The sequence below is a fragment of the Rubellimicrobium thermophilum DSM 16684 genome (assembly GCF_000442315.1).
Lineage (GTDB): Bacteria > Pseudomonadota > Alphaproteobacteria > Rhodobacterales > Rhodobacteraceae > Rubellimicrobium > Rubellimicrobium thermophilum.
This window is the reverse complement of the sequence record NZ_KE557321.1, coordinates 320,607-344,711: the sequence shown is the minus strand read 5'-3', so window position 1 is coordinate 344,711 and position 24,105 is coordinate 320,607. Positions and strand designations below refer to the sequence as shown.

The following is a 24,105-nucleotide window of genomic DNA, read 5'->3' as shown; positions in this document are numbered from 1 at the left end:
ATCTTGACGGGGGCGCGCGGCAGGCGCATATCGGTAGCCTGATCGCGAAAGGGGGGTTGCGCCCATGTTCATCCAGACCGAATCGACGCCGAACCCCGCCACGCTCAAGTTCCTGCCGGGCGAAGCGGTACTGGGCCGGGGCACCGCCGACCTCACCAGCCCCGAGGCCGCCGCGGCAAGCCCCCTGGCCCGCCGCATCTTTGCCGTGGAGGGGGTGACGGCCGTCTTCCTGGGGGCCGATTTCGTCACCGTGACCAAGGCGCCGGAGGCGGAATGGGAACATCTGAAGCCCGCGATCCTGGGCGCGATCATGGATCACTACCAGTCCGGAGAGCCGGTCATGGACGGGCCCCAGCAGGCCGCCCATGCCGAGGCGGATGGTCCCGACGCCGCCATCATCGAGCAGATCAAGGAGCTTCTCGATACCCGCGTGCGCCCGGCCGTGGCGCAGGACGGGGGCGACATCACCTTCCGCGGCTTCGAGCGGGGCGTGGTCTATCTGCACATGAAGGGGGCCTGCGCCGGTTGCCCCTCCTCGACCCTGACGCTGAAGATGGGCATCGAGAACCTGCTGCGCCACTACATCCCCGAGGTGACCGAGGTCCGGCCCGTGGCCGCCTGAGCGCATCGCCGGGGCTCGCTGCCGACGCACCATGGACAGGCCGCTTCTCCTCGCCTTCGACACATCGGCCGCGCATTGCGCGGCCGCGCTGCTTTCGGACGGGCAGGTGCTCGCCGAAGCCCATGAGGCGATGGCCACCGGGCAGGCAGAACGGCTGTTCCCGATGCTTGAGGCGTTGCTGACCGAAGGCGGGGCAGGCTGGCGCGATCTCGCCGGGATCGGGGTGGGCACCGGGCCGGGGAACTTCACCGGCGTGCGTCTGGCCGTCGCTGCGGCGCGCGGACTGGCGCTAGGCCTGGGCATCCCGGCCGTCGGCATCAGTGCCTTCGAAGCGCTGGCTTGGGGGCGCGGGGATGTCCTTGCGGTGCGGGATGCGCGGCTGGGGGCCGTGCATCTGCAGGGCTTCGGCGCAGGGGCCTTCGGCCCGGTGACGGTCCCTCTGGACGGCCCGCTGCCGCCGGTCCCGCCCGGCCTGGCCGTGGTGGGCGATCTGGCCCCGGAGGTGGCGGCGCGCTGCGGCGGACGGGCCGAGGCGCCCCTTCTGCCGCTGGCGGTGGCCATCGGACGGCTTGCGCTGGAGCGGCTCGGTCCGGATGTCCCGCGCCCGGCCCCCCTCTATCTGCGTCCGGCCGATGCCGCCCCCGCGCGCGAGGCGCCTCCGGCCATCCTGCCCGGATGAACCCCGAGGCCCTGGCCCGGCTGCATGCGGCGGCGGGTCTGCCCGAACGGCCCTGGAGCGCGGCCGAATTCGCCGCCCTGCTCGCCGCGCCGGGGATGCTGCTTCTGGGCGACGACCGGGCCTTCCTGCTGGCGCGGATCGCCGCGGACGAGGCCGAGCTGCTGATGCTGGTCACCCATCCGGCGCATCGGCGGCAGGGCCTGGCCCGCGGGCTGATCAGGGCCTTCCTGCGCGAGGCGGCAGCCCGGGGGGCGGCGCGTGCCTTCCTCGAGGTGGCCGAGGACAATGCCGCGGCGCGCGCTCTCTATGCCGCGGAGGGCTGGACGCTGGCCGGGCGGCGTCCGGGCTATTACCGGCGGCCGGGGCTGCCGGCCGCGGCGGCCATCCTCCTGCGGCACGAGCTGATCTGACGATCTGCCCCTGCGTCGCGGGCAACCGGGGCGGAGATTCCAGTTGACCATGCCCCCAGCCCATTGCTTGTTAGGCGGCAGTCGCAGGGGCACGCATGCCCCTTCGCCCGACAACAGGGATGGGAGACCCATGACGAAGCTTTCGACCTTCCTCGGTGCTGCCGCATCGGTCGCGCTGATGGCCGGAGCGGCGCTGGCCGAAGGACCCGCCGTGATCTTCGACCTCGGCGGCAAGTTCGACAAGTCCTTCAACGAGAGCGCCTATAACGGCGCCCAGCGCTGGGCTGAGGAGACGGGCCAGTCCTATGCCGAGTTCGAGCTGACCGCCGAGGCCCAGCGCGAACAGGCCATCCGCCGCTTCGCCGAACAGGGCTACAGCCCCATCATCATGGTGGGCTTCATGTCCGCCACGCCGCTGAGCCAGATCGCCCCCGAATATCCGGAGACGAAGTTCGTCATCGTCGATGCGGTCGTGGATGCGCCGAATGTCCGTTCGGTCGTCTTCAACGAACATGAGGGCAGCTATCTTGTCGGCATGCTGGCCGCGATGGCGTCGGAATCGGGGACGGTGGGCTTCATCGGCGGCATGGACATCCCGCTGATCCGCAAGTTTGCCTGCGGCTATGCCCAGGGCGTCAAGGCGGTGAACCCGGATGCGACGATCATCGCCAACTTCACCGGCACGACCCCCGCCGCCTGGAACGACCCCGCCCGCGGATCCGAGCTGACGCTGGCGCAGATCGGCCAGGGGGCGGATGTGGTCTATGCCGCGGCCGGCGGCACCGGGGTCGGCGTGCTCCAGACCGCGGCCGACAACGACATCCTGTCGATCGGCGTGGACAGCAACCAGAACTATCTCCATCCCGGCGAGGTGCTGACCTCCATGGTCAAGCGCGTGGACAACGCCGTCTACGAAGCGATGGCCGCCGGTGCGGATGTCGAAACCGGGGTGGTCGTCATGGGCGTGGCCAATGACGGTGTGGGCTATGCCCTCGACGAGCACAACGCCTCGCTGATCACCGAGGAGATGAAGGCCGCCGTGGATGCGGCCGCTGCACAGATCGCCAGCGGGGAACTCGTCGTGCACGACTACATGACCGACGAGACCTGCCCGGCGCTGACCTTCTGACCTGCCGCGCAGGACGACCAGGGGGCCGCGCGCGATCCGCGCGGCCCTTCTTGCAAGCCGGAAGACGCCCCCCATGCCCGATCCCGTTCCTGCCATCGAACTGCGCGGCATCTCCAAGGCCTTCGGACCCGTGCAGGCCAACAAGGACATCAGCCTGCGGGTCATGCCCGGCACCATCCACGGCATCATCGGCGAGAACGGGGCCGGCAAGTCGACTTTGATGTCGATCCTCTACGGCTTCTACCGTGCCGATCGGGGCGAGATCCTGATCAATGGCCGGCCCACCGCCATTCCCGACAGTCAGGCCGCGATCCGTGCCGGCATCGGCATGGTGTTCCAGCATTTCAAGCTGGTCGAGAACTTCACCGTGCTCGAGAATGTCATCCTCGGCGTCGAGGACGGGCCGCTGCTGCGGCCCTCGCTGGCCAAGGCGCGGGCCGAGCTGAAGGCCCTGGCCGAGGAATACGAGCTCGAGGTCGATCCCGACGCCATCATCGAGGACATCGGGGTCGGCCTCCAGCAGCGGGTGGAGATCCTCAAGGCGCTCTACCGCAAGGCCGACATCCTGATCCTCGACGAGCCGACGGGCGTCCTGACCCCGGCCGAGGCGGATCACCTGTTCCGCATCCTGCGCAACCTCCAGGCACAGGGAAAGACGATCATCCTGATCACCCACAAGCTGCGCGAGATCATGGAGATCACCGACCGCGTCAGCGTCATGCGCCGCGGCGAGATGGTCGCCCATTTCCGCACCGCCGAGACCTCTCCGCCCGAACTGGCCGAGGCGATGGTCGGCCGCAAGGTGCTGCTCGAGGTGGACAAGACCCCCGCCCGTCCCGGTGCCCCGGTGCTCGAGGTGGAGAATCTCCGCGTCGTCGATGCCAAGGGGGTGGAACGGCTGCGCGGCATCTCCTTCCGGCTGCATGCCGGAGAGATCCTCGGCATCGCGGGGGTGGCGGGCAACGGCCAGTCCGAGCTGCTGGAGGTGCTGGGCGGCACGATGAAGGCGACGGGAAGCGTGCGCCTGAAGGGGCAGGCTCTCGACATCTCGGGCAATGCGCTGGGCCGGGCGCGGCGTGACAGCGGCATCGCCCATGTCCCAGAGGACCGGCAGACGCGCGGACTGATCCTCGATTTCGCGGCCTGGGAGAATGTCGCCCTCGGCTATCATCACCGGCCGGCCTATGGCAGCGGGACACGGCTCGACCTGGCGGCGATGCAGGCCGATGCCCGCGACAAGATGCAGCGCTTCGATGTCCGTCCGCCGGACCCTTTCCTGGCGGCCAAGAGCTTCTCGGGCGGCAATCAGCAGAAGATCGTCGTCGCGCGCGAGATCGAGAGCGCGCCGGATCTGCTGCTGATCGGCCAGCCCACGCGGGGCGTGGACATCGGCGCCATCGAGTTCATCCACAAGCAGATCGTCAGCCTGCGCGACCGCGGCTGTGCGATCCTGCTCGTCTCCGTGGAACTTGACGAGATCCTGTCGCTGTCGGACCGCATTGCCGTGATGTTCGACGGGCGCATCATGGGCGAACGCGAGGCGGCGCGCACCGATGCGCGCGAGCTCGGCCTGCTGATGGCGGGCGTCGCCGATACGGCCGCAGGGAGGGCTGCCTGACATGGACCGCATGCCGCGCTGGGCCGACCTGATCCTGGTGCCGCTGATCTCGATCCTGCTGGCCGGACTGATCTCGGGTGTCGTGATCCTCGCCATCGGCGAGAATCCGCTTCGGGCCCTGGGAATCATGGTCTCGGGGGCGGTGGGCTCCACCTATGCCTGGGGCTACACGCTGTATTACGCGACCAACTTCATCTTCACCGGCCTTGCCGTGGCGGTGGCGATGCATGCGCGGCTGTTCAACATCGGCGCCGAGGGGCAGGCGACGTGGGGGGGCCTCGGCATCGCGCTGGTGGCGCTCTACCTGCCCTGGCCGCACTGGACGCTGGCGATGCTGGGCTCTGCGGTGGCGGCCGCCCTGTTCGGGGCGGCCTGGGCGGCGATCCCGGCCCTGCTGCAGGCCAGACGGGGCAGCCACATCGTCATCACGACGATCATGTTCAACTTCATCGCCGCCGCCCTGCTGAACTGGCTTCTGGTCGGCCCGCTCAAGCCCGCGGGCACCATGGAGACGGCCACCGCCCCCTTCCCGCCGGCGACGCATATCCCCTCCTTCCGCGACATGTTCTCCTTCGGGGAGACGATCCTCTTCCGCTCTACCCCCGCCAACATCGCCTTCTTCGTCGCCGTGGCGGCCTGTGTCGCGGTCTGGTGGCTGATCTGGCGCACGCGGCTCGGCTACGAGATCCGTGCCTTCGGCCATTCCGAAGGCGCAGCCCGCTATGCCGGGATCGACGCCACGCGCATCATCATGGTGACCATGCTGATCTCGGGCGGGCTGGCGGGGCTGATGGCCGTCAACAACACCCTGGGCTATTCGGAACGGCTGATCCTCAATGCCGTGGAGGGGGCCGGCTTCATCGGCATCGCGGTGGCGCTGATGGGCCGGGCGCATCCCTTCGGCGTGTTCCTCGCCTCGATCCTCTTCGGGATCCTCTATCAGGGCGGGGGAGAGCTGCAATTCGCCCTCGGCATCCCGCGCGAGATGATCCTCGTGATCCAGGCGCTGGTGATCCTCTTCACCGGGGCGCTCGACAACATGGTGCGCATGCCGGTCGAGATGATCTTCGCCGAGCGCCGCCGTGCCCGCGCCCCGATCGCCGCCCCCGGCCCCGCGAGGTCTTCGCCGGGGCATATGACGCCCCCTTCGGACCCCGGCAAGCCGGCGGAGTGACGCGATGGACTGGACCACGATCCTTCTGCTGCTCGATTCGACGCTGCGGACGGCCTCGCCGCTGCTGCTGGCCTGTCTGGCCGGCCTGTTCTCCGAACGCGCGGGCATCTTCGACATCGGCCTCGAAGGAAAGATGCTCGTCTCGGCCTTTCTCGCGGCGGGTTTCGCCTATGCAACAGGGTCGGCCTGGCTAGGCCTGCTGGTGGGGATTGCGGGGGCGCTCCTCCTTTCGGCGGTGCACGGGCTGGCCTCGATCACCTTCCGCGGCAATCAGCTCATCTCCGGCGTGGCGATCAATTTCCTCGCCGCCGGGCTGACCGTCGTCATCGCCGAACGCTGGTTCCGCCAGGGCGGGCGCACCCCGCAACTGGACAGCGGCAGCCGCTTTACCGAGATCACCCTGCCCCTGGCCGAGACGATCCGCCCCGTGCCGGTGCTGGGGCCGATCTATGCGCAGGTCGTCTCGGGTCACACGATCCTCGTCTATGCAGCCCTTCTGGCGGTGCCGCTGAGCTGGTGGGTCCTGTTCCGCACCCGTTTCGGCCTGCGCCTGCGCGCGGTGGGCGAGAACCCGGCCGCGGTGGACACAGCGGGCGTGTCGGTGGCGCGGCTGCGCTATGCCGCCGTCGCCATCGCGGGCCTGCTCTGCGGCATCGCCGGGGCCCAGCTCTCGACCGCCGAGCCGGCGGCAGGCTTCGTCCGCGACATGACGGCAGGACGCGGCTATATCGCGCTGGCCGCACTGATCTTCGCCAAATGGCGCCCCTGGGCGGCGCTTTGGGCCTGCCTGCTGTTCGGCTTCTTCCAGGCGCTCGAGGCGCGACCGGACATCTTTGTCCGCCTGTTCGACCTGCGCGTGCCATCGGCCCTGCTGTCGGCCCTGCCCTATGTGCTGACCGTGATCATCCTTGCCGGATTCGTCGGCCGCGCGATCCCGCCCCGCGCGGGCGGGCAGCCCTATGTGAAGGAGCGCTGAGCATGACCCCTAGCGCCGAGGATCTTGCCGCGCTGATCCGCAGCCGCGCCGGCGATACGCCGGTGCGCATTGGCCTCGTGCTGGGCTCGGGCCTCGGGGGGCTCGCGGCCGAGGTGGAGGGCATCGCCATCCCCTATGCCGATCTGCCCGGCTTTCCCCATGCGGGCGTATCGGGACACAATCCCAACCTGCATGTCGGCCTGCTCGAGGGGGTCCGCGTCGCCGCCTTCGGCGGGCGAGCCCATTACTACGAATCGGGTAACCCGGCCGCCATGCGCCTGCCGCTGGAGGTGCTGCGCGCGCTCGGGGCCGAGGCGGTGATCCTGACCAATGCCGCCGGGAGCCTCCGCTCCGACATGCCGCCCGGATCGGTCATGCTGCTGTCCGACCACATCAACATGGCAGGCGCCAATCCCCTGATCGGCGAGCCGACGGATGCCCGCTTCGTCCCCCTGACCGATGCCCATGACCCCGCCCTGCGCGCGCGCCTGCGGGCCGCCGCCGCGGCCGAGGATGTCCATCTGCACGAAGGCGTCTATGTCTGGTGGTCCGGCCCCTCCTTCGAGACGCCGGCCGAGATCCGCATGCTGCGCGGCTTCGGGGCCGATGCCGTGGGGATGTCCACCGTGCCCGAGGTGATCCTGGCACGGTTCCTCGGCCTGCGTGTCGCTGCCCTGTCGGTCGTCACGAACATGGCGGCGGGTCTCTCGGACGAGGCGATCAGCCACGAACACACCAAGGCGATGGCCCCCCTCGGGGCTGCCAAGCTCGGCCGGGTGCTGCGCCGGATGCTGCGCGACATGGCCTGACGCGGCGGAGGCTCGCCCCGGCCGGATCGGGCGCCCCTCTGGCCACAGGGTCTGTCCGGCATCGCCGCAGCAGGCCTCGCCGCAGCGGGGCGGCAGGTGTCTCGGGACAGGGCAAAAATCTCCGTGCGCAACGGTCGTGACCGGTTGGCTTTCGCGCCTGACCGGTGTGTCCTAGGACAGTGCGCGGAGGAGCCCCATGCAGTTCTACCTCCCCATTGCCGAGGTCTCCGTCAACGCCATCCTCCTTCTGGGGATCGGCGGTCTGGTCGGCGTGCTGTCAGGCCTCTTCGGGGTGGGGGGCGGTTTCCTGATCACGCCGCTGCTGCTGCTTGTCGGGATTCCTCCCGCGGTGGCGGTGGCGACTTCGGCCAATCAGATCGTCGCCTCTTCCTTCTCGGCGCTGCTGGCGCATCTGCGCCGGCGGACGGTGGATCTCTGGATGGGGACGGTGCTGCTGATCGGCGGGCTGCTCGGATCGGCCTTGGGTCATGCTCTTCAACCTGCTGCTGCGGCGCGGCCAGATCGATCTGCTGGTGAAGCTCTGCTATGTGGTCTTCCTCGGCTCGGTGGGCGGGCTGATGCTGTGGGAAAGCCTGCGGGCAAGCTGGCGCGCCAGGCAGGGCATCCCGGCCCGGCGGCGGCGGCATCTGTGGGTTCATGCCCTGCCCTTCAAGACGCGATTCCGCGTCTCGGGGCTCTACATCTCGGTCATCCCGCCCCTGGGCGTCGGCCTCATGGTGGGCGTGCTGTCGGCGGTGATGGGAGTGGGGGGCGGCTTCATCATGGTGCCGGCGATGATCTATCTGCTGGGCATGCCCACGCGGGTCGTGGTCGGCACCTCGACCTTCCAGATCATCTTCGTCACCGCCTTCACGACCTTTCTCCATGCCGTCACCAACGGCACGGTGGACATCCTGCTGGCCCTGATGCTGATCGCGGGCGGGGTCGTCGGCGCGCAACTGGGCGCCAGTCTCGGCACGGGCCTGAAGCCCGAGAGGCTGCGGATCCTGCTGGCGCTGCTTGTGCTGGCCGTCTGCCTGCAGCTGATGTTCACGCTGCTGCTGCCACCGGCCGATCCCTTCACGGTGACAGGGCCATGATGCGATGGCTTCTGGCGAGCCTCCTGCTGCTGCTGCCCGCCGCGACGAGTCGGGGCGAGGAGATCGTCCTGGGCCTGTCGCAGGACGAGGTGGCGATCACCGCCACCTTCGACGGCTCCGACATCCTCATCTTCGGCGGCGTCCGACGCGACAGGATTCCGCCGCCCGGCACGGCCCCGCTCGAGGTGATCGTCACCGTCTCGGGGCCGATGGAGCGCCTGACCGTCCGCCATGCCGAGCGCCGCTTCGGGATCTGGATGAACACCTCCGCGGTGCGGGTGAATGCCGCACCCTCCTTCTATGCCGTCGCCACCACCGGACCCCTGGACGAGATCCTGACCGAGACCGAGAATCTGCGCCATTCCGTCTCCATCCCGCGGGCGATCCGCGCCATCGGCAACGATGTGGGCAACCGCGACGACTATCTCGAGGCGCTGATTCGCCTGCGCATGGAACAGGGGGCCTATGTGCTTCTCGAAGGGGGCGTGGACTTCGCCGAGCAGACCCTGTTCCGCACCCGTATCGGCCTGCCGGCCAATCTCACCGAGGGGCGCTATCCCACACGCATCTTCCTCACCCGCAACGGCGAGGTGGTGGACCTTTTCGAAACCGCGATCGAGGTGCGCAAGGTGGGGCTCGAACGCTGGCTCTTCGCCCTTTCGCGCGAACAGCCGGTGGCCTATGGGCTGCTGGCGCTGCTGCTGGCCATCGCCGCCGGCTGGGCGGCCTCTGCCGCCTTCCAGGTCGTGCGACGCTGAAGGCCCGCAGCCGCTCTTTCGCCCTTGCGTCAGGAACGTATCCACCGCTGGCGTGCCGGGGGGGGATGCGGCTAGCCTGCCTCCATGCCCGCGGCGGGCCGGCGCCCGCCGCGTCGGATGTGGAACCCTTTTCCCGGGAGGATGACCGTGGGACATCAATGGATCATCGGGGTTCTCGAGGATCTTCGCAGCTATGCCGCCCTCAACGGCCTGACCGCGCTGGCCGCCGCGCTCGAGCAGACAGGCCATCTCGCCAGGCAGGAGATCGCGGCGGCAGGAGCCCGCGCAGCGGACGCGCCGGGGGCCCCGGCCGGCGAGGGAGGATGGACACAGACGGCAGCTCTGGGCCGCCCCCCCGCCGCGGCCACGGGGGACAGGGCGCGCGTCCCCTGATCGCCCGCTGCACGCGAACAGGGAGAGGGGGGAACAGGCGGGCCGGCGCCTCTGGCCCCCTTCCCTCGGCCCGGCTAGGGTGCCCGCATGCCTGCCCTGCCCGTCCTCTCCCCCGACCAGAAGGCTGCCTGGTCCGCGATTGTCCAGCTCCTGCGCGGGGCGGGTGTGGATCTCGAAGGGGGCCATGCCGCGCCCGCCGCTCCCGCCCGCCCCCGGACCCTGCTGGCCGTGACGGGGCGGGCGGGCTCGGGCAAATCGCTCCTGCTCGCGGCGATCGTGAAGGGGGCTGCGGGAGGCGGGTGTGGCGGTGGCTGCGCCCGATTGGGGTGGGCGCAAGAGGGACAGGCGCAGCCTGGCCGTTCTGGCCCCCACCAACAAGGCCGCTGCCGTGCTGCGCGCGCGCGGCGTGCCCGCGACCACGATCCACCGCATTCTCTACACCCCCGTCTATCACCCCGCCTATGAGAGGGTGGCCCGCTGGCTGGCCGGAGAAGGCGAACGTCCCGCCCCCGATCCCCTGACCGATGAGCAGCTCGACCGGGCCAAGGCCAGTCATGAGGCGCTGGGCTCGATCCCGGCCGCGCTGGCCGCGGCGGGTCTGCGGGGGACGGACTTCATCATCGGCTGGACCCGGCGTGAGGATCCCCTCGACATCGGCCTGGTGGACGAGGCCTCGATGCTCGATGCGCGGGCTCTGGCCGATCTGCAGGCGATCTTCCCCACGCTGCTGCTGTTCGGGGATCCGGCCCAGCTTCCCCCCGTGCAGGGACAGGGGGGCATGGTGTTCGAGACGCTGCCCCCCGGTCAGAGATGCCATCTGTCGCGCATCCACCGGCAGGAGGCCGACAGCCCCATCCTCGAGCTGGCCGAGGCGCTGGGCGATCCCGATCTGGACTTCGCGGATTTCGAGGCCCTGCTGCGTGATCTGGCCGCGCGCGACCCCCGCGTGACGGTGGCCGACCGCGCCGAGGCCGCCCTGATGGCCCGCTCGCCCATGCTGGTGTGGCGCAATGCCACGCGCATCCGCCTGATCCATGCCTGGCGGCAGGCCTATGGCGCCCCCGAGGATGCGCTGCTGCCGGGCGAACCGCTCGTCTGCGACGGGATCGAGCTGCCCCTGAAGCATCGCCAGCAGCGCTTCAAGCTCGAGGCGCGGGGCCTCGTGAAGGGGGGCGCAGGTGATCTATCTCGGCCCCGGCAGCCGCCCCGGCTTCTCGCGGCTTCATGTCGTGGGCGCCGAAGAGCCGCAGATCGGCGTCGCCTCGATCATCCGCATCGAGAAGGAGGGCGAGGAGGAGCCCTTCATCCCCTATGCCGCCCGCATGGGGGCCACCTTCCTGCACGGCGCGGCGGTGACGATCCACAAGGCGCAGGGAAGCCAGTGGGACAGCGTGCAGGTCTTTGCCCCCGATCTCTGGGCGGCGGCCCGCTCGGGCCGATCGGAGGCGGGTCAGCCCCTGTGGAAGCGGCTGGCCTATGTCGCCATCACCCGCAGCGCGCGCGATCTGCGCTGGGTGGTGCGCAACCGCCTGGCCCGACCCGAGGCGCCGCTGACCGTGGAAGACCTGGCCCGCCCGGGCGCCCTGGCGCTGGAGGAGGCCTGAGCCCCCGGATCGCCCCTCAGAGCGAGCCGAGCTTCAGATCGGGGGAGTAGACGGCCTCCACCTCCTTCACGACCGCCTGCCCGCAGCGCATCACGCCGCGCGCGGCATCGAAGGCATAGACGGGGGGGCCGTAAAGCTCCCACCCTTTGGACAGCGCCTCGGTCACCTTGTGGCAGAAGGCGGCGGTGTCGTCCTCGGTCAGAAAGCGATAGGCTCGCATCAGGCCACCCCCCCGAAGGGCCAGGGGCCGATCCAGCCATGGATCGCCCCGACCGCGGCATAGACCAGAACCGCGCCCGCCAGGGCACCGATCTCGCGCCCGGGCGTGACGGGGACGGCAGGCACGCCGGCCCGGGCGGGGCCTGCGCGCTCGATGAGCAGGATCTCCAGGACGGCCCAGAGCCCGAGCCCGCCAAACAGCACCACCGAGGGCGCATCCCCGTTGACGAGCAGATGGGCCACCGCCCAGAGGATCACCGCCGTCAGCTGCGGGTGCCGGTAGCGCTGGGCCAGCCAGGTCTTCATCCCCGAGGCCGCAAAGAGGTAGAAGGCCACCAGCACCAGAAGATTGTTGATCCCCGTCAGCGCCGGCCCGGCCGTCCACCAGATCTCCGACGGGATCCAGGCCCGATAGCCCACCACCATCAGCCCGATCGAGACGAGCAGCGCCAGCGCCACGGCGCCCTTGCCTGCATCGCCCATCCGTGCCCGCTGTTCCGGCGCAAGGCGCCTGAACAGATGCGCGCCGCTCCACAGCAGCAGACCCAGAATCAGCCAGATCATCGCGTTCCTCCGAGGCCGTGGCCGACACAGCATGCCGCCCCCCGGGGCCGGCATGCAACCGCTCCCTGCGGGATTCCCCCGCCGCAACGACGGGGGTGGGGCGGCCCTGCGTCGCATCCCCATCCGATCCCCCTGCGGGTCATCCCCTCTGCGGGGGGAGCCGGCCGCCCGTGCCGCCGGCCGCCATGCGCCGGCCCGCCGGCCGATCGCCCCTGGTGGCGCCACCGGCGCTTGCACCGCACGGGGGGATTGCCTAGGCACAGGCGCGAGACGCTCCCGCGGAAGGAACCCCGTCATGGCCAGACCCAAGATCGCCCTTGTCGGCGCCGGACAGATCGGTGGCACGCTCGCCCATCTTGCGGCACTGAAGGAACTGGGGGACATCGTCCTCTTCGACATTGCCGAAGGCATTCCCCAGGGCAAGGCGCTGGACATCGCGCAATCCGGTCCTTCGGCCGGTTTCGATGCCATCCTGAAGGGCGCCAATGCCTATGAGGAGATCGCCGGCGCCGATGTCTGCATCGTCACGGCGGGCGTGCCGCGCAAGCCGGGGATGAGCCGCGACGACCTTCTGGGCATCAATCTCAAGGTCATGAAGGCCGTGGGCGAAGGCATCCGCACGCATGCGCCGGACGCCTTTGTCATCTGCATCACCAACCCGCTCGATGCGATGGTCTGGGCCCTGCGCGAATTCTCTGGCCTGCCGCATGAACGGGTCTGCGGCATGGCCGGGGTGCTCGATTCGGCGCGCTTCCGGCATTTCCTCTCGGTCGAGCTCGGCGTCTCGATGCGTGATGTGACGGCCTTCGTGCTGGGCGGTCATGGCGACACGATGGTCCCCCTTGTGCGCTATTCGACGGTCGCCGGCATCCCGCTGCCCGATCTGGTGACGATGGGATGGCTGAAGCAGGACCGGCTTGATGCCATCGTCCAGCGCACCCGCGACGGCGGGGCCGAGATCGTCGGCCTACTCAAGACCGGATCGGCCTATTATGCCCCCGCCCAGTCCGCCATCGAGATGGCCGAAGCCTATCTCAAGGATCAGAAGCGCGTCCTGCCCTGTGCGGCCCATGTGCAGGGGGCGTATGGGGTGGACGGGCTCTATGTCGGCGTGCCGACGGTGATCGGCGCGGGCGGCATCGAGCGGGTGATCGAGATCGCCCTCTCGGAGGAGGAGAAGGCGATGTTCGACAAGTCGGTGGCGGCGGTCCGCGGCCTCGTGGAGGCCTGCAAGGGTATCGAACCCTCGCTGGCCGGCTGATCCGACCGTCCGGGAGGACCGTCTGGGAGGACCGTCTGGGCGGGCCGTCTGGGCGGGCCGGCCGGGCAGACCCATCGAGGCCGCGTTCAGGGCGGCTGGTCTTGTCCATGCGCCCGTTCCACGCGCATCCGGCGCCAAGCACGCAAGCGGTCGCGCAGACGGTCGGACCATCGGATCGGCCGTTCGCCCAGGGCATGGGCATCGAAGGCCGCCAGGGTGAGATCGATCCGCTCTCCCGGATAGATGCGGTCGAGGGCCGGGCGCGGATCGAAGGGCAGGCGCAGCAGCAGGCCCAGCGCCGTCAGCGCCTCCTCCTGTTCGGGGGTCAGGAACTTGGCCGCCCGCGTCAGCGCCTCGAGCCGGCGCTGGTCCCCCCCGGCCTCCCACACCGCGCGGAGCTGGGCCCGGCGGCCCGGCGCGGGAAAGTCCGGCCAGCCCGGCTGCTGGCGGATCTTGCGCTGCAGCTTGGCGATGTAATGGGCGGGGTGGCTCCATCGAAATGCAGCAGCGCCCCCCCGGGCAGAAGCCGCGACAGGACTGCCCTGCCCTCCTTGTCGGTCGGCTCATGCACCCCCATCCGCAACCCCCGGCCGGTGCGCACGAAGAACTTGGCCGCTCCGTTGCCGGCGATGCCGCGGTCGAGAAAGTCCAGTGCAGGCCCATAGATGCGTCGCAGGGCGGCCTCGCTGCCCCCCGGCGCCAGATCGCGGAACAGCCCGTCGAAGATCGTCTGCGGGGGGGCAGCCGTCCGCCAGACCCGGTCGAGCGGCGCCACGCCCAGGGCCATGACATCGGGCGGAGCGGCGGCGAGGGCCTCCAGAACCCGTCCGGCCTCCCACAGGAACTCGTCGGCATCGATATGGAGCAGCCAATCCACCCCGGTGGCTGCATAGGTGAGGGCGGCATTGCGGGCCTGCCGCTCCGGCGTCGGCCGGCGCAGGGCAAGGCCCTCCGGCGCCGGCTGATGGATGAGGCATCCCGGCGCCTGGGCAAGGCGGCGGGCCAGCCCCTCATCGGGGACATCGAGATGAAGGACGACCTCGCTCGCCCCGAGTGCGAGATGATGCGCCACGAAGGCCCGCAGCAGGGGCTCGGGTTCGTTGACGGTGGCAACCACACCCCATTTCATGGCTCCCCCCGCCTGGCTGTCATGAGTCCTGCTATCGGCCCCTGCGGCCGACCTCGCAAGGGGCGATCCCGGTCCCCGCCAGCAAGGCGTCATGGTCGATGGAGAGGGATCGGCCGGCAGGGGTGATTCGCTCTTGCGATGCGGGGCGGCAGGCGCGGCTGCGGGGGCGGCAGGCGCAGCGGCATTTCTGCGATCACACGCTTCCGGGCTGTGATCACAAGGGCGGGTTTTTGCCCATGCCATGCATTCTGCCCCTGTCCGCACGGCGTCGCCTGTGCTTTAGACGGCGCGGGCCAACGGGCGGGGAGACGCGCATGAACATCCACGAATACCAGGCCAAGGCGCTTCTGCGGGCTGCGGGCGCCCCCGTGGCCGAGGGACGCGCCGTGCTGCGGGCGGAGGAGGCCAAGGCAGCGGCCGGCCAGCTCGATGGCCCTATCTGGGTGGTCAAGGCGCAGATCCATGCCGGCGGGCGCGGCAAGGGCCGCTTCATCGAGGCGGATGCCGGAGAGAAGGGCGGGGTGCGCATCGCCCGTTCGGTCGAGGAGGCCGAGATGGAGGCCCGCCGGATGCTGGGCCGCACCCTCGTGACCAAGCAGACCGGAGAGGCGGGCAAGACCGTCAACCGCATCTACATCGAGGAGGGGTCCGAGATCGCGCGCGAGCTCTATGTCGCGCTGCTTCTGGACCGGGCGAGCGCACGCATCGCCTTCGTCGTCAGCCAGGACGGCGGCATGGACATCGAGGAGGTCGCCCATGCCACGCCGGAGCGGGTGCTGACCCTCACGGTCGATCCGGTCACCGGCTATCAGCCCTTTCACGGGCGGCGCATCGCCTATGCCCTGGGTCTCACCGGGGCGCAGGTGAAGCAATGCGTGGCGCTCATGGGCACGCTCTACCGCCTCTTCGTCGAGCGCGACATGGAGATGCTCGAGATCAATCCGCTGGTCGTCACGGCCGCGGGCAACCTGCTCTGCCTCGATGCCAAGATGGGCTTCGACAACAACGCCCTCTGGCGTCAGCCGGAGATCGCCGCCCTGCGCGACGAGAGCGAGGAGGATCCCAAGGAGCTGGCCGCCTCGAAATTCGATCTCAACTACATCGCCCTCGATGGCGAGATCGGCTGCATGGTCAACGGCGCCGGCCTCGCCATGGCGACGATGGACATCATCAAGCTTTACGGTGCCGAGCCCGCCAATTTCCTTGACGTGGGCGGCGGGGCGACGAAGGAGAAGGTGACCGAGGCCTTCAAGATCATCACCTCGGATCCCAATGTGAAGGGGATCCTGGTGAACATCTTCGGCGGCATCATGCGCTGCGACATCATCGCCGAAGGCATCATCGCCGCGGTGCGGGAGGTTGGGCTGAAGGTGCCGCTGGTGGTGCGGCTCGAAGGCACCAATGTGGATCTGGGCAAGAGGATCATCGCCGATTCGGGCCTCAACGTGATCGCGGCGGACGACCTTGACGATGCCGCGGCGAAGATCGTGAAGGCGGTGCGGGGATGAAGCGCGCTCTGCCTGTGATGATGCTGGCCGGCTGGTCGGGGATGGCGATGGCCCAGGATCCGATGCTGGGTTTTCTGGCACGGGGGACCGGGTGGACCGCCTCGATCCCGCGCGGGCCTATGCGGCCTGTGTCCTGGGCGGCACGGACCCCGCGGCGGTGGCGGCCCCGCTCGAGGATCTCGGCCTGACGCGGACCGAGACCGAAGACGGTATGATCGTCCTGTCCGCCGATGGTCTGCCCTATGCGATCACTGTTGACCCGGGCGAGGGCCACTGCGACGTCACCTCGGAATCCTTCGGCACGGATGTGGCGATGGGCAAGCTGATGATCGTGGGCGGAATGGCCGGATTCCAGGCTGACGACAGCGCCCCCTGCATCGCATTGCTGATCGCCGGGATCCGGGCCGAAGTGACCTCCTCGGGCAACGATCCGATCTGTTACGACGAAGCGACAAGCAACGTCCGCTTCACGCTGGCGGACGGGACGTGATGGACTGGTTCCGTGCCGGATATCAACGCGGGCGGGATCCTGCCGGATGCGGCACAGCGGATCGGCGTGGCCGCCCGGGATTGATTGCCGGCCTTATCATCGACACTTGCAGGAGGCCTCGATGGCCATTCTCGTCAATGCGACGACTCGCGTGATCTGCCAGGGCTTCACCGGCAGCCAGGGGACCTTCCATTCCGAACAGGCCATCGCCTATGGCACGAAGGTGGTCGGCGGCGTCACGCCCGGCAAGGGAGGCAGCGAGCATCTGGGCCTGCCCGTCTTCGACACCGTGCGCGAGGCGGTCGAACGGACCGGGGCGGATGCATCGGTCATCTATGTTCCCCCGCCCTTCGCGGCCGATTCGATCCTCGAGGCGATCGATGCCGGGATTCCCCTTGTCGTCTGCATCACCGAGGGCATCCCGGTTCTCGACATGATGCGGGTCAAGCGCGCCCTGCAGGGTTCGGCGACCCGGCTGATCGGCCCCAACTGTCCCGGCATCCTGACGCCGGGCGAATGCAAGATCGGCATCATGCCGGGTTCCATCTTCCGCCGGGGCAAGGTCGGCGTCGTATCGCGTTCGGGCACCCTGACCTATGAGGCCGTGAAGCAGACCACCGATGTCGGCCTCGGGCAATCCACCGCTGTGGGCATCGGCGGCGACCCCATCAAGGGGCTGGACCATGTCGATGTGCTCGAGATGTTCCTGGCCGACCCGGAGACGGAAGCGATCATCCTGATCGGCGAGATCGGCGGCACGGCCGAGGAGGACGCCGCGCAGTTCCTTGCCGACGAACGTCGGCGCGGCCGCTGGAAGCCCACGGCCGGCTTCATCGCCGGGCGCACCGCGCCCAAGGGGCGCCGGATGGGCCATGCCGGAGCCATCGTCTCGGGCGGCAAGGGCGATGCCGAAAGCAAGATCGAGGCCATGAAACAGGCCGGCATCGTCGTCGCCGACAGTCCGGCAGGCCTGGGCGAGGCGGTGCTGCGCGCGATGGGGCGGGACTGATGGGCCGGGGGGGTGCCAGGGTCCCCCTTCGCGATCCCCGCCCGCCCTCACCATGTCCCGACATGCCTTGCGCGATGCAGACGCCCCATCTCTCTTCGATCTCCGGATCCTTCCGCCGGTCTCATCCGAGGTGACCTCATGACCGACCGCCCGTCCAACGACCAGTTCCGCGCCTCTGCGCATCTTGCAGGGGTCAATGCCCCCTATGTGGAGGCGCTGCACGCGCGCTTTCAGCGGGATCCGTCCTCGCTGGATGCGTCCTGGCGCGATTTCTTCGCCGCGCTGCGCGAACCGGCAGCCCGGGGCCCCTCATGGGCGCGGTCCGACTGGCCCCCTGCCCCCGCGGACGAAATCACGGCCGCCCTCACCGGGGAATGGCCGCAGACCGCCCGGCAGATGGGGGACAGGCTGCGCGCGAAGGCGGCCGAAGGGGGCGCCACCCTGACAGAGGCACAGCTCCGTCAGGCGGTGCTCGACAGTTTGCGCGCTCTCATGCTGATCCGCGCCTATCGGATCCGGGGGCATCTCATCGCCGATCTCGACCCGCTCGGCCTGCGCCAGGAGGAGCCCCACCCCGAGCTCGACCCGGCCTCCTACGGTTTCACCCCGGCGGACATGGACCGGCCCATCTTCATCGACAACGTGCTCGGACTCGAGCATGCGACGATGCGCCAGATCCTCGAGATCGTGCGCCGCACCTATTGCGGCACCTTCGCGCTCCAGTTCATGCACATCTCCGACCCCGCCCAGGCGCAATGGCTCAAGGAGCGGATCGAGGGCTACGGCAAGGAGATCAGCTTCACCCGGCGCGGGCGCAAGGCGATCCTCAACAAGCTGGTGGAGGCGGAAGGGTTCGAGAAGTTCCTTCACGTCAAGTATACGGGGACGAAGCGCTTCGGCCTCGACGGCGGCGAGGCGCTGATCCCCGCGATGGAGCAGATCATCAAGCGCGGCGGCGCGCTGGGGGTGAAGGAGATCGTCATCGGCATGCCCCATCGAGGCCGGCTCAACGTGCTGGCCAATGTGATGGGCAAGCCCTACCGCGCCATCTTCCACGAATTCCAGGGCGGCAGCTTCAAGCCCGATGACGTGGACGGTTCGGGGGATGTGAAATACCATCTCGGCGCGTCCTCGGACCGCACCTTCGACGGCAACACGGTCCATCTGTCGCTGACGGCCAATCCCTCGCATCTGGAGGCGGTCGATCCGGTGGTGCTGGGCAAGGCCCGCGCCAAGCAGGACCAGTGGAACGACACCGACCGCACGAAGGTCCTGCCGGTGCTGCTGCATGGTGATGCGGCCTTTGCCGGTCAGGGGATCGTGGCGGAATGCTTCGGCCTTTCGGGTCTCAAGGGGCACCGCACCGGCGGCACGATCCATATCGTCGTCAACAACCAGATCGGCTTCACCACCGCGCCGAGCTATTCGCGCTCCTCGCCCTATCCCACCGACATCGCGCTGATGGTCGAGGCGCCGATCTTTCACGTCAATGGCGACGATCCGGAAGCCGTGGTGCATGCCGCCAAGGTGGCGACCGAGTTCCGCCAGCGCTTCCACAAGGACGTGGTCATCGACATGTTCTGCTATCGCCGGTTCGGCCACAACGAGGGCGACGAGCCGATGTTCACGAACCCGGCGATGTACAACCGCATCAAGAAGCAGAAGACCACGCTCACCCTCTATACCGAGCGACTGGTGCGCGACGGCCTCATCCCCGAGGGCGAGGTCGAGGAGATGAAGGCCCAGTTTCAGGCCCGCCTGAACGAGGAGTTCGAGGCTGGCAAGACCTTCCGGCCCAACAAGGCCGACTGGCTCGACGGCCGCTGGTCGCATCTGGACCGCGAGGATCAGTCCGCCTACGACGCCGGCAGCACCGCCATCACGCCCGAGACGCTGCAGGAGGTGGGGCGCGCCCTGGTCACCGTGCCGCAGGGCTTTGCGCTGCATCGCACGATCGAACGCCTGCTCGAGCAGAAGCGGCGCATGTTCGAGACGGGCGAAGGCTTCGACTGGGCCACGGCCGAGGCCCTGGCCTTCGGCAGCCTGCTTCTGGAGGGGTTCCCCGTCCGTCTCTCGGGGCAGGATTCGGTGCGCGGCACCTTCTCCCAGCGGCATTCGGCCTTCGTCGATCAGGAGACGGAGGAACGCTACATCCCCCTTAACCATATCCGCGAGGGGCAGGCGCGCTATGAGGTCATCGATTCGATGCTCTCGGAATTCGCGGTCCTCGGCTTTGAATACGGCTACTCCCTGGCCGAGCCCAATGCCCTCGTGATGTGGGAGGCGCAGTTCGGCGACTTCGCCAATGGCGCGCAGGTGATGTTCGACCAGTTCATCTCCTCGGGCGAGAGCAAGTGGCTGCGCATGTCGGGCCTTGTCTGCCTGCTGCCCCATGGCTTCGAGGGCCAGGGGCCGGAACATTCGAGCGCGCGGCTCGAGCGCTTCCTCCAGCTCTGCGGGCAGGACAACTGGATCGTCGCCAACTGCACGACGCCGGCCAACTATTTCCACATCCTGCGCCGTCAGCTGCACCGCCGCTTCCGCAAGCCGCTCGTTCTGATGACGCCCAAGAGCCTGCTGCGCCACAGGCTCGCGGTGTCGCGCGCAGAGGAGATGACGACCGGATCGCAGTTCCACCGCATCCTCTGGGACGATGCCGAACGGGGCAATTCGACGCTGGCGCTGCGGCCCGATCAGGAGATCCGCCGCGTCGTGCTCTGCTCGGGCAAGGTCTATTACGACCTGCTGGAGGAACGCGACGCGCGCGGGGCCGATGACATCTATCTCCTGCGCATCGAGCAGTTCTATCCCTTCCCGGCCCAGTCCCTTGTCAAGGAGCTGGGGCGCTTCCGGCAGGCCGAGATGGTCTGGTGCCAGGAAGAGCCCAAGAACCAGGGCGCATGGACCTTCATCGAGCCCAATCTCGAATGGGTCCTCGGCCGCATCGAGGCGGCAACCCCCCGGCCCCGCTATGTCGGCCGCCCTGCCTCGGCGAGCCCGGCCACCGGTCTCGTCTCCACCCATCAGTCGCAGCAGAAGGCGCTCGTGGACGAAGCGCTCACCCTCGGAGGGCATTAAGGAATGGCCATCGAAGTCCGCGTCCCCACCCTGGGCGAAAGCGTCACCGAGGCGACAGTCGCCACTTGGTTCAAGAAGCCCGGTGAGGCCGTGGCCCAGGACGAGATGCTCTGCGAGCTCGAGACCGACAAGGTAACGGTCGAGGTGCCTGCCCCGGCGGCCGGCAGGCTGGCCGAGATCGTCGCGCCCGAGGGCACCACGGTCGCGCCGAACGCGCTTCTGGCCACCATCGCCGAAGGCGCATCGGACGCCCCGGACGCAGAGGCCGCCGATGCCGGCCCGGAGGGGGACGACGGGGCCGCACAGTCCGGCTCTGCGTCCTCCGCCCCGATGCGCCGCGATGTGGAGGATGCCCCCTCGGCCCGGCGGATGATGGCCGAAGCCGGCCTGTCGCGCGAGGCGGTGGAAGGAACCGGCCGCGACGGGCGCGTGATGAAGGAGGATGTCCAGCGCGCCCTGGAGGCCGCGAAGGCGGAGGCCGCGCCGCAACCCGTCGCCTCCGCGCCGCCGGCCGCCCCGCAGCCTGCTACCCTGCGCGCGCCGCAGCCGGCCCAGGACGCCGCACGCGAGGAGCGGGTCCGCATGACCCGCCTGCGCCAGACCATCGCCCGCCGCCTCAAGGAGGCGCAGAACACCGCGGCGATGCTCACCACCTACAACGAGGCCGACATGTCGGCCATCATGGCGCTGCGCAATGCCTACAAGGACGCCTTCGAGAAGAAGCATGGCGTGAAGCTCGGCTTCATGTCCTTCTTCGTGAAGGCCTGCGTCCATGCGCTCCAGGAGGTGCCGGAGGTCAACGCCGAAATCGACGGCGAGGACATCGTCTACAAGCGCTATGTCCATATGGGCGTGGCCGTGGGCACGCCGGCGGGCTTGGTCGTGCCCGTGGTGCGCGATGCCCAGGACAAGAGCTTTGCCGCCATCGAGAAGGAAATCGCGGATCTCGGGGCGCGGGCCCGCGACGGCAAGCTGTCCATGGCCGAACTGCAGGGCGGGACCTTCACCATCTCGAATGGCGGCGTCTATGGCAGCCTGATGTCCTCGCCGATCCTGAACCCGCCCCAATCCGGCATCCTCGGGATGCACAAGATCCAGGACCGGCCCGTGGTCGTCGGCGGCCAGATCGTCATCCGCCCGATGATGTATCTGGCGCTGAGCTACGATCACCGCATCGTGGACGGCAAGGGCGCCGTGACCTTCCTCGTGCGCGTCAAGGAGGCGCTGGAGGATCCGCAGCGGCTGCTGCTGGATCTCTAGGACCAGAGGCCGCGCCCCTGCCCGGCAGGGCGCGCTGCCGGCCCGCCTGTCGCCATGGCAAAGCGGACCGACATCCCCGCTCCCACCGGAGGTGCCGATGCCCCCCTGCCCGCTGCCCGCTTCGATCGACCGGCATCCTTCCGGGTCGATGGCGCGGGCGTCCGGACAGGCATGGCGGTGCGGCCGGGGCCGATCCGCCGCGTCCCCCGGCCGGGGGCCGATCATGGTCTCTCTGCCGCTCGTGAAGGCGCTGGCCCATGCCGGACAGACCGGGGTCCTGCGCCGCTCCGGTCCCGGCCTCTGGAAAGCGCCACGGCCGTTCCTGCCGCCCGAGCCGATCCGGCGGTGCCATCCGGGGCCGCCGGCCATGCCCGGGACACGCGCCCTTGCCCTTGCGCCAGTGCTCCGCGCCCATGGCGGGGCGCTGCTCCTCGGTCTGATCCGTCCCCGCCGGACGGCTGCCGATGATCACCTGCCTCGTGAAACCGCCTGAAGGAATTCCTGCATGACCGAGACGACCATCCTCATCCTCGCGGCCTTCGTGCAATTCCTGCATATCGGGATCACCGGCTATCTGATGAACCGCACGCCGGAGGGGCGGGCCTGGAATGCCTCGCCCCGCGACACGCCCCGCCCGACGCCGCCGGACATCCACGAGGGGCGGGCTGAACGCGCCTCGGCCAATCATCAGCAGGCGCTGCTGCTCTTTGCCGTCGCGGTCTTCGCGGTCATGGCCACGGGATCGTCCTCGGCCCTGACGGCAGCCTGCGCCTGGGCGTTCCTTCTCGCCCGTCTGCTCTACATTCCGGCCTATCTGCTGGGCTGGACGCCCTGGCGCTCGCTGATCTGGCTGATCGGCTTTGGCGCCACCGGCCTCATGCTCCTTGCTGCCCTGTTCTGAAGGTTCTGCTGATGGCTGAATATGATCTCATCGTGATCGGCGCCGGTCCCGGCGGCTATGTCTGCGCGATCCGCGCGGCCCAGCTGGGCCTCCGGGTGGCCGTGGCCGAGGGGCGCGACACCCTGGGCGGCACCTGCCTCAATGTCGGCTGCATCCCGTCCAAGGCCCTGCTGCACGCCACCCACATGCTGCACGAGGCCGGGCACAACTTTGCGCGGATGGGCCTGATGGGCGAGGCGCCGAAGGTCGACTGGGCGCGCATGCTCGCCTACAAGGACGAGGTGGTGAAGGGGAATACCCAGGGCATCGAGTTCCTCTTCCGCAAGAACAGGGTGGACTGGCTGAAGGGCTGGGCCTCGATCCCTGCCCCCGGCCAGGTGACGGTCGCCGGAGAGACGCATGCGGCCCGGGCCATCGCCATCGCCACCGGTTCGCAGCCCAGCACCCTGCCGGGCGTGACGATCGACGAGGAGGTCATCGTCACCTCGACCGGTGCGCTGGCCCTTCCGGCGATTCCCCGACGCCTGGCCGTGATCGGCGCGGGGGTAATCGGGCTGGAGCTGGGATCGGTCTATGCCCGTCTCGGGGCGAAGGTGACGGTGCTGGAATATCTCGACGCCATCACCCCCGGCATGGATGGCGAGGTGGCCCGGCAGTTCCAGCGGATGCTCCAGAAGCAGGGGCTGAGCTTCGTCCTCGGCACCGCCGTGCAGGGGGTGGAGCGGGCCGAAGGCGGCGCCACGGTCACCCATCAGCCCCGCAAGGGGGGCGAGGCGCAGCAGCTTCAGGCCGATGTCGTCCTCGTGGCCACGGGGCGCAAGCCCTATGTGGAGGGCCTCGGCCTCGAGGCGCTGGGCGTGGCGATGACCGAGCGCGGCCAGATCGCCACCGATGAGGGCTTTGCGACGAACATCCCCGGCCTCTATGCCATCGGCGATGTGCGCGAGGGACCGATGCTGGCCCACAAGGCCGAGGACGAAGGCGTGGCCCTGGCCGAGATCCTCGCCGGGCGCCACGGGCATGTGAATTATGGTGTCATTCCCTCGGTCATCTACACCACGCCCGAGGTGGCGGCGATCGGCGCGACCGAGGAGACGCTGAAGGCCGAAGGCCGCGCCTACAAGCTGGGCAAATTCCCCTTCATGGGCAATGCCCGGGCCAAGGCCGTCTTCCAGGGCGAAGGCTTCGTGAAGCTGCTCGCCGATGCCGGAACGGACCGCATCCTCGGCTGCCATCTGATCGGGCCGATGGCGGGCGACCTGATCCACGAAGTGGCCGTGGCGATGGAATTCGGCGCCGCGGCCGAGGATCTTGCCCGGACCTGCCATGCGCATCCCACCTTCTCCGAGGCGATGCGCGAGGCGGCGCTGGCCTGCGGCGACGGGGCCATCCACGCCTGAGGCGGCCGGTGTCG

The 24,105-nt window shown here is 69.2% G+C and carries 23 protein-coding genes and 2 pseudogenes; 21 read left to right on the top strand and 4 right to left on the bottom strand.

The window, feature by feature from the left end; all coding sequences use genetic code 11:
- Nucleotides 1-64: 64 nt before the first annotated feature.
- The 12 genes and pseudogenes from RUTHE_RS09470 (at nucleotide 65) to RUTHE_RS09415 (ending at nucleotide 11,272) form a co-directional block, all read left to right on the top strand.
- Complete coding sequence (locus RUTHE_RS09470) at nucleotides 65-622, top strand: NifU family protein (protein WP_021098167.1); 558 nt, start codon at nucleotides 65-67, stop codon at nucleotides 620-622.
- A 31-nt stretch (nucleotides 623-653) separates the two neighbouring features.
- On the top strand, nucleotides 654-1,301 hold the full coding sequence (tsaB, locus tag RUTHE_RS09465) for a tRNA (adenosine(37)-N6)-threonylcarbamoyltransferase complex dimerization subunit type 1 TsaB (RefSeq protein WP_021098166.1): 648 nt from the start codon (nucleotides 654-656) through the stop codon (nucleotides 1,299-1,301).
- A complete protein-coding gene (locus RUTHE_RS09460) occupies nucleotides 1,298-1,711 on the top strand; it encodes a GNAT family N-acetyltransferase (protein ID WP_021098165.1) in 414 nt (137 codons plus the stop codon). Before tsaB ends, RUTHE_RS09460 begins: the two co-directional genes overlap by 4 nt.
- 130 nt (nucleotides 1,712-1,841) lie before the next feature.
- A complete protein-coding gene (locus RUTHE_RS09455) occupies nucleotides 1,842-2,840 on the top strand; it encodes a BMP family lipoprotein (protein WP_021098164.1) in 999 nt (332 codons plus the stop codon).
- Between the two features lie 73 nt (nucleotides 2,841-2,913).
- Nucleotides 2,914-4,458, top strand: a complete 1,545-nt coding sequence (locus tag RUTHE_RS09450) for an ABC transporter ATP-binding protein (RefSeq protein ID WP_021098163.1) — start codon at nucleotides 2,914-2,916, stop codon at nucleotides 4,456-4,458.
- Nucleotide 4,459: 1 nt separating this feature from the next.
- Entirely contained in the window at nucleotides 4,460-5,632 is a 1,173-nt protein-coding gene (locus RUTHE_RS09445; RefSeq protein WP_021098162.1) for an ABC transporter permease, read from the top strand.
- Between the two features lie 4 nt (nucleotides 5,633-5,636).
- A complete protein-coding gene (locus RUTHE_RS09440) occupies nucleotides 5,637-6,608 on the top strand; it encodes an ABC transporter permease (protein ID WP_021098161.1) in 972 nt (323 codons plus the stop codon).
- A gap of 2 nt (nucleotides 6,609-6,610) precedes the next feature.
- Entirely contained in the window at nucleotides 6,611-7,417 is an 807-nt protein-coding gene (locus RUTHE_RS09435) for a purine-nucleoside phosphorylase (protein ID WP_021098160.1), read from the top strand.
- A gap of 196 nt (nucleotides 7,418-7,613) precedes the next feature.
- Nucleotides 7,614-8,517: pseudogene (locus RUTHE_RS09430) on the top strand (sulfite exporter TauE/SafE family protein).
- The gene (locus RUTHE_RS09425; protein ID WP_425413940.1) at nucleotides 8,517-9,275 is read left to right on the top strand and encodes a TIGR02186 family protein; all 759 of its coding nucleotides are present in this window, start codon (nucleotides 8,517-8,519) and stop codon (nucleotides 9,273-9,275) included. The pseudogene RUTHE_RS09430 and the gene RUTHE_RS09425 overlap by 1 nt, the downstream one beginning before the upstream one ends.
- A gap of 147 nt (nucleotides 9,276-9,422) precedes the next feature.
- Nucleotides 9,423-9,668 carry a hypothetical protein gene (locus tag RUTHE_RS09420; RefSeq protein ID WP_021098157.1) on the top strand — a complete coding sequence of 82 codons (246 nt, stop codon included), beginning with the start codon at nucleotides 9,423-9,425 and terminating at the stop codon, nucleotides 9,666-9,668.
- An 87-nt stretch (nucleotides 9,669-9,755) separates the two neighbouring features.
- Nucleotides 9,756-11,272 (top strand): annotated as a pseudogene (locus RUTHE_RS09415) (ATP-dependent DNA helicase).
- A 16-nt stretch (nucleotides 11,273-11,288) separates the two neighbouring features.
- Here the strand turns inward: RUTHE_RS09415 and RUTHE_RS09410 are convergent.
- Both RUTHE_RS09410 and RUTHE_RS09405 read right to left on the bottom strand, forming a co-directional pair.
- Complete coding sequence (locus RUTHE_RS09410; RefSeq protein ID WP_021098155.1) at nucleotides 11,289-11,492, bottom strand: DUF1737 domain-containing protein; 204 nt, start codon at nucleotides 11,490-11,492, stop codon at nucleotides 11,289-11,291.
- Nucleotides 11,492-12,055 (bottom strand): NnrU family protein, encoded by a 564-nt coding sequence (locus RUTHE_RS09405; protein WP_021098154.1) that lies wholly within the window; start codon nucleotides 12,053-12,055, stop codon nucleotides 11,492-11,494. Before RUTHE_RS09405 ends, RUTHE_RS09410 begins: the two co-directional genes overlap by 1 nt.
- A 295-nt stretch (nucleotides 12,056-12,350) precedes the next feature.
- Here RUTHE_RS09405 and mdh point away from each other — a divergent pair, with 295 nt between their 5' ends.
- Entirely contained in the window at nucleotides 12,351-13,316 is a 966-nt protein-coding gene (gene mdh, locus RUTHE_RS09400) for a malate dehydrogenase (protein WP_021098153.1), read from the top strand.
- Nucleotides 13,317-13,402: 86 nt separating this feature from the next.
- On the opposite strand, the gene RUTHE_RS09395 is transcribed toward mdh, so the two are convergent.
- Together RUTHE_RS09395 and RUTHE_RS09390 are read right to left on the bottom strand one after the other, a co-directional pair.
- Nucleotides 13,403-13,705, bottom strand: coding sequence for a hypothetical protein (locus RUTHE_RS09395; RefSeq protein WP_021098152.1), 303 nt, complete (start codon nucleotides 13,703-13,705; stop codon nucleotides 13,403-13,405).
- Nucleotides 13,663-14,445, bottom strand: coding sequence for a glycosyltransferase family 2 protein (locus tag RUTHE_RS09390; protein WP_021098151.1), 783 nt, complete (start codon nucleotides 14,443-14,445; stop codon nucleotides 13,663-13,665). The genes RUTHE_RS09395 and RUTHE_RS09390 overlap by 43 nt, the downstream gene beginning before the upstream one ends.
- Nucleotides 14,446-14,759: 314 nt before the next feature.
- On the opposite strand from RUTHE_RS09390, the gene sucC reads away from it, so the two are divergent.
- From sucC to lpdA, 8 genes are all read left to right on the top strand, one after another.
- Nucleotides 14,760-15,953 (top strand): ADP-forming succinate--CoA ligase subunit beta, encoded by a 1,194-nt coding sequence (gene sucC / locus RUTHE_RS09385; RefSeq protein ID WP_021098150.1) that lies wholly within the window; start codon nucleotides 14,760-14,762, stop codon nucleotides 15,951-15,953.
- Between the two features lie 91 nt (nucleotides 15,954-16,044).
- Entirely contained in the window at nucleotides 16,045-16,443 is a 399-nt protein-coding gene (locus RUTHE_RS09380; protein ID WP_021098149.1) for a hypothetical protein, read from the top strand.
- A 121-nt stretch (nucleotides 16,444-16,564) separates the two neighbouring features.
- The gene (sucD, locus tag RUTHE_RS09375; protein WP_021098148.1) at nucleotides 16,565-17,452 is read left to right on the top strand and encodes a succinate--CoA ligase subunit alpha; all 888 of its coding nucleotides are present in this window, start codon (nucleotides 16,565-16,567) and stop codon (nucleotides 17,450-17,452) included.
- A 138-nt stretch (nucleotides 17,453-17,590) separates the two neighbouring features.
- Nucleotides 17,591-20,530 (top strand): 2-oxoglutarate dehydrogenase E1 component, encoded by a 2,940-nt coding sequence (locus tag RUTHE_RS09370; RefSeq protein ID WP_021098147.1) that lies wholly within the window; start codon nucleotides 17,591-17,593, stop codon nucleotides 20,528-20,530.
- Nucleotides 20,531-20,533: 3 nt separating this feature from the next.
- On the top strand, nucleotides 20,534-21,790 hold the full coding sequence (odhB, locus tag RUTHE_RS09365; protein WP_021098146.1) for a 2-oxoglutarate dehydrogenase complex dihydrolipoyllysine-residue succinyltransferase: 1,257 nt from the start codon (nucleotides 20,534-20,536) through the stop codon (nucleotides 21,788-21,790).
- A gap of 223 nt (nucleotides 21,791-22,013) precedes the next feature.
- Nucleotides 22,014-22,283 carry a hypothetical protein gene (locus RUTHE_RS09360; protein ID WP_021098145.1) on the top strand — a complete coding sequence of 90 codons (270 nt, stop codon included), beginning with the start codon at nucleotides 22,014-22,016 and terminating at the stop codon, nucleotides 22,281-22,283.
- Nucleotides 22,284-22,295: 12 nt separating this feature from the next.
- Nucleotides 22,296-22,691, top strand: coding sequence for an MAPEG family protein (locus RUTHE_RS09355; RefSeq protein WP_021098144.1), 396 nt, complete (start codon nucleotides 22,296-22,298; stop codon nucleotides 22,689-22,691).
- A gap of 11 nt (nucleotides 22,692-22,702) precedes the next feature.
- On the top strand, nucleotides 22,703-24,091 hold the full coding sequence (lpdA, locus tag RUTHE_RS09350; RefSeq protein WP_021098143.1) for a dihydrolipoyl dehydrogenase: 1,389 nt from the start codon (nucleotides 22,703-22,705) through the stop codon (nucleotides 24,089-24,091).
- The last annotated feature ends 14 nt before the right edge of the window (nucleotides 24,092-24,105 follow it).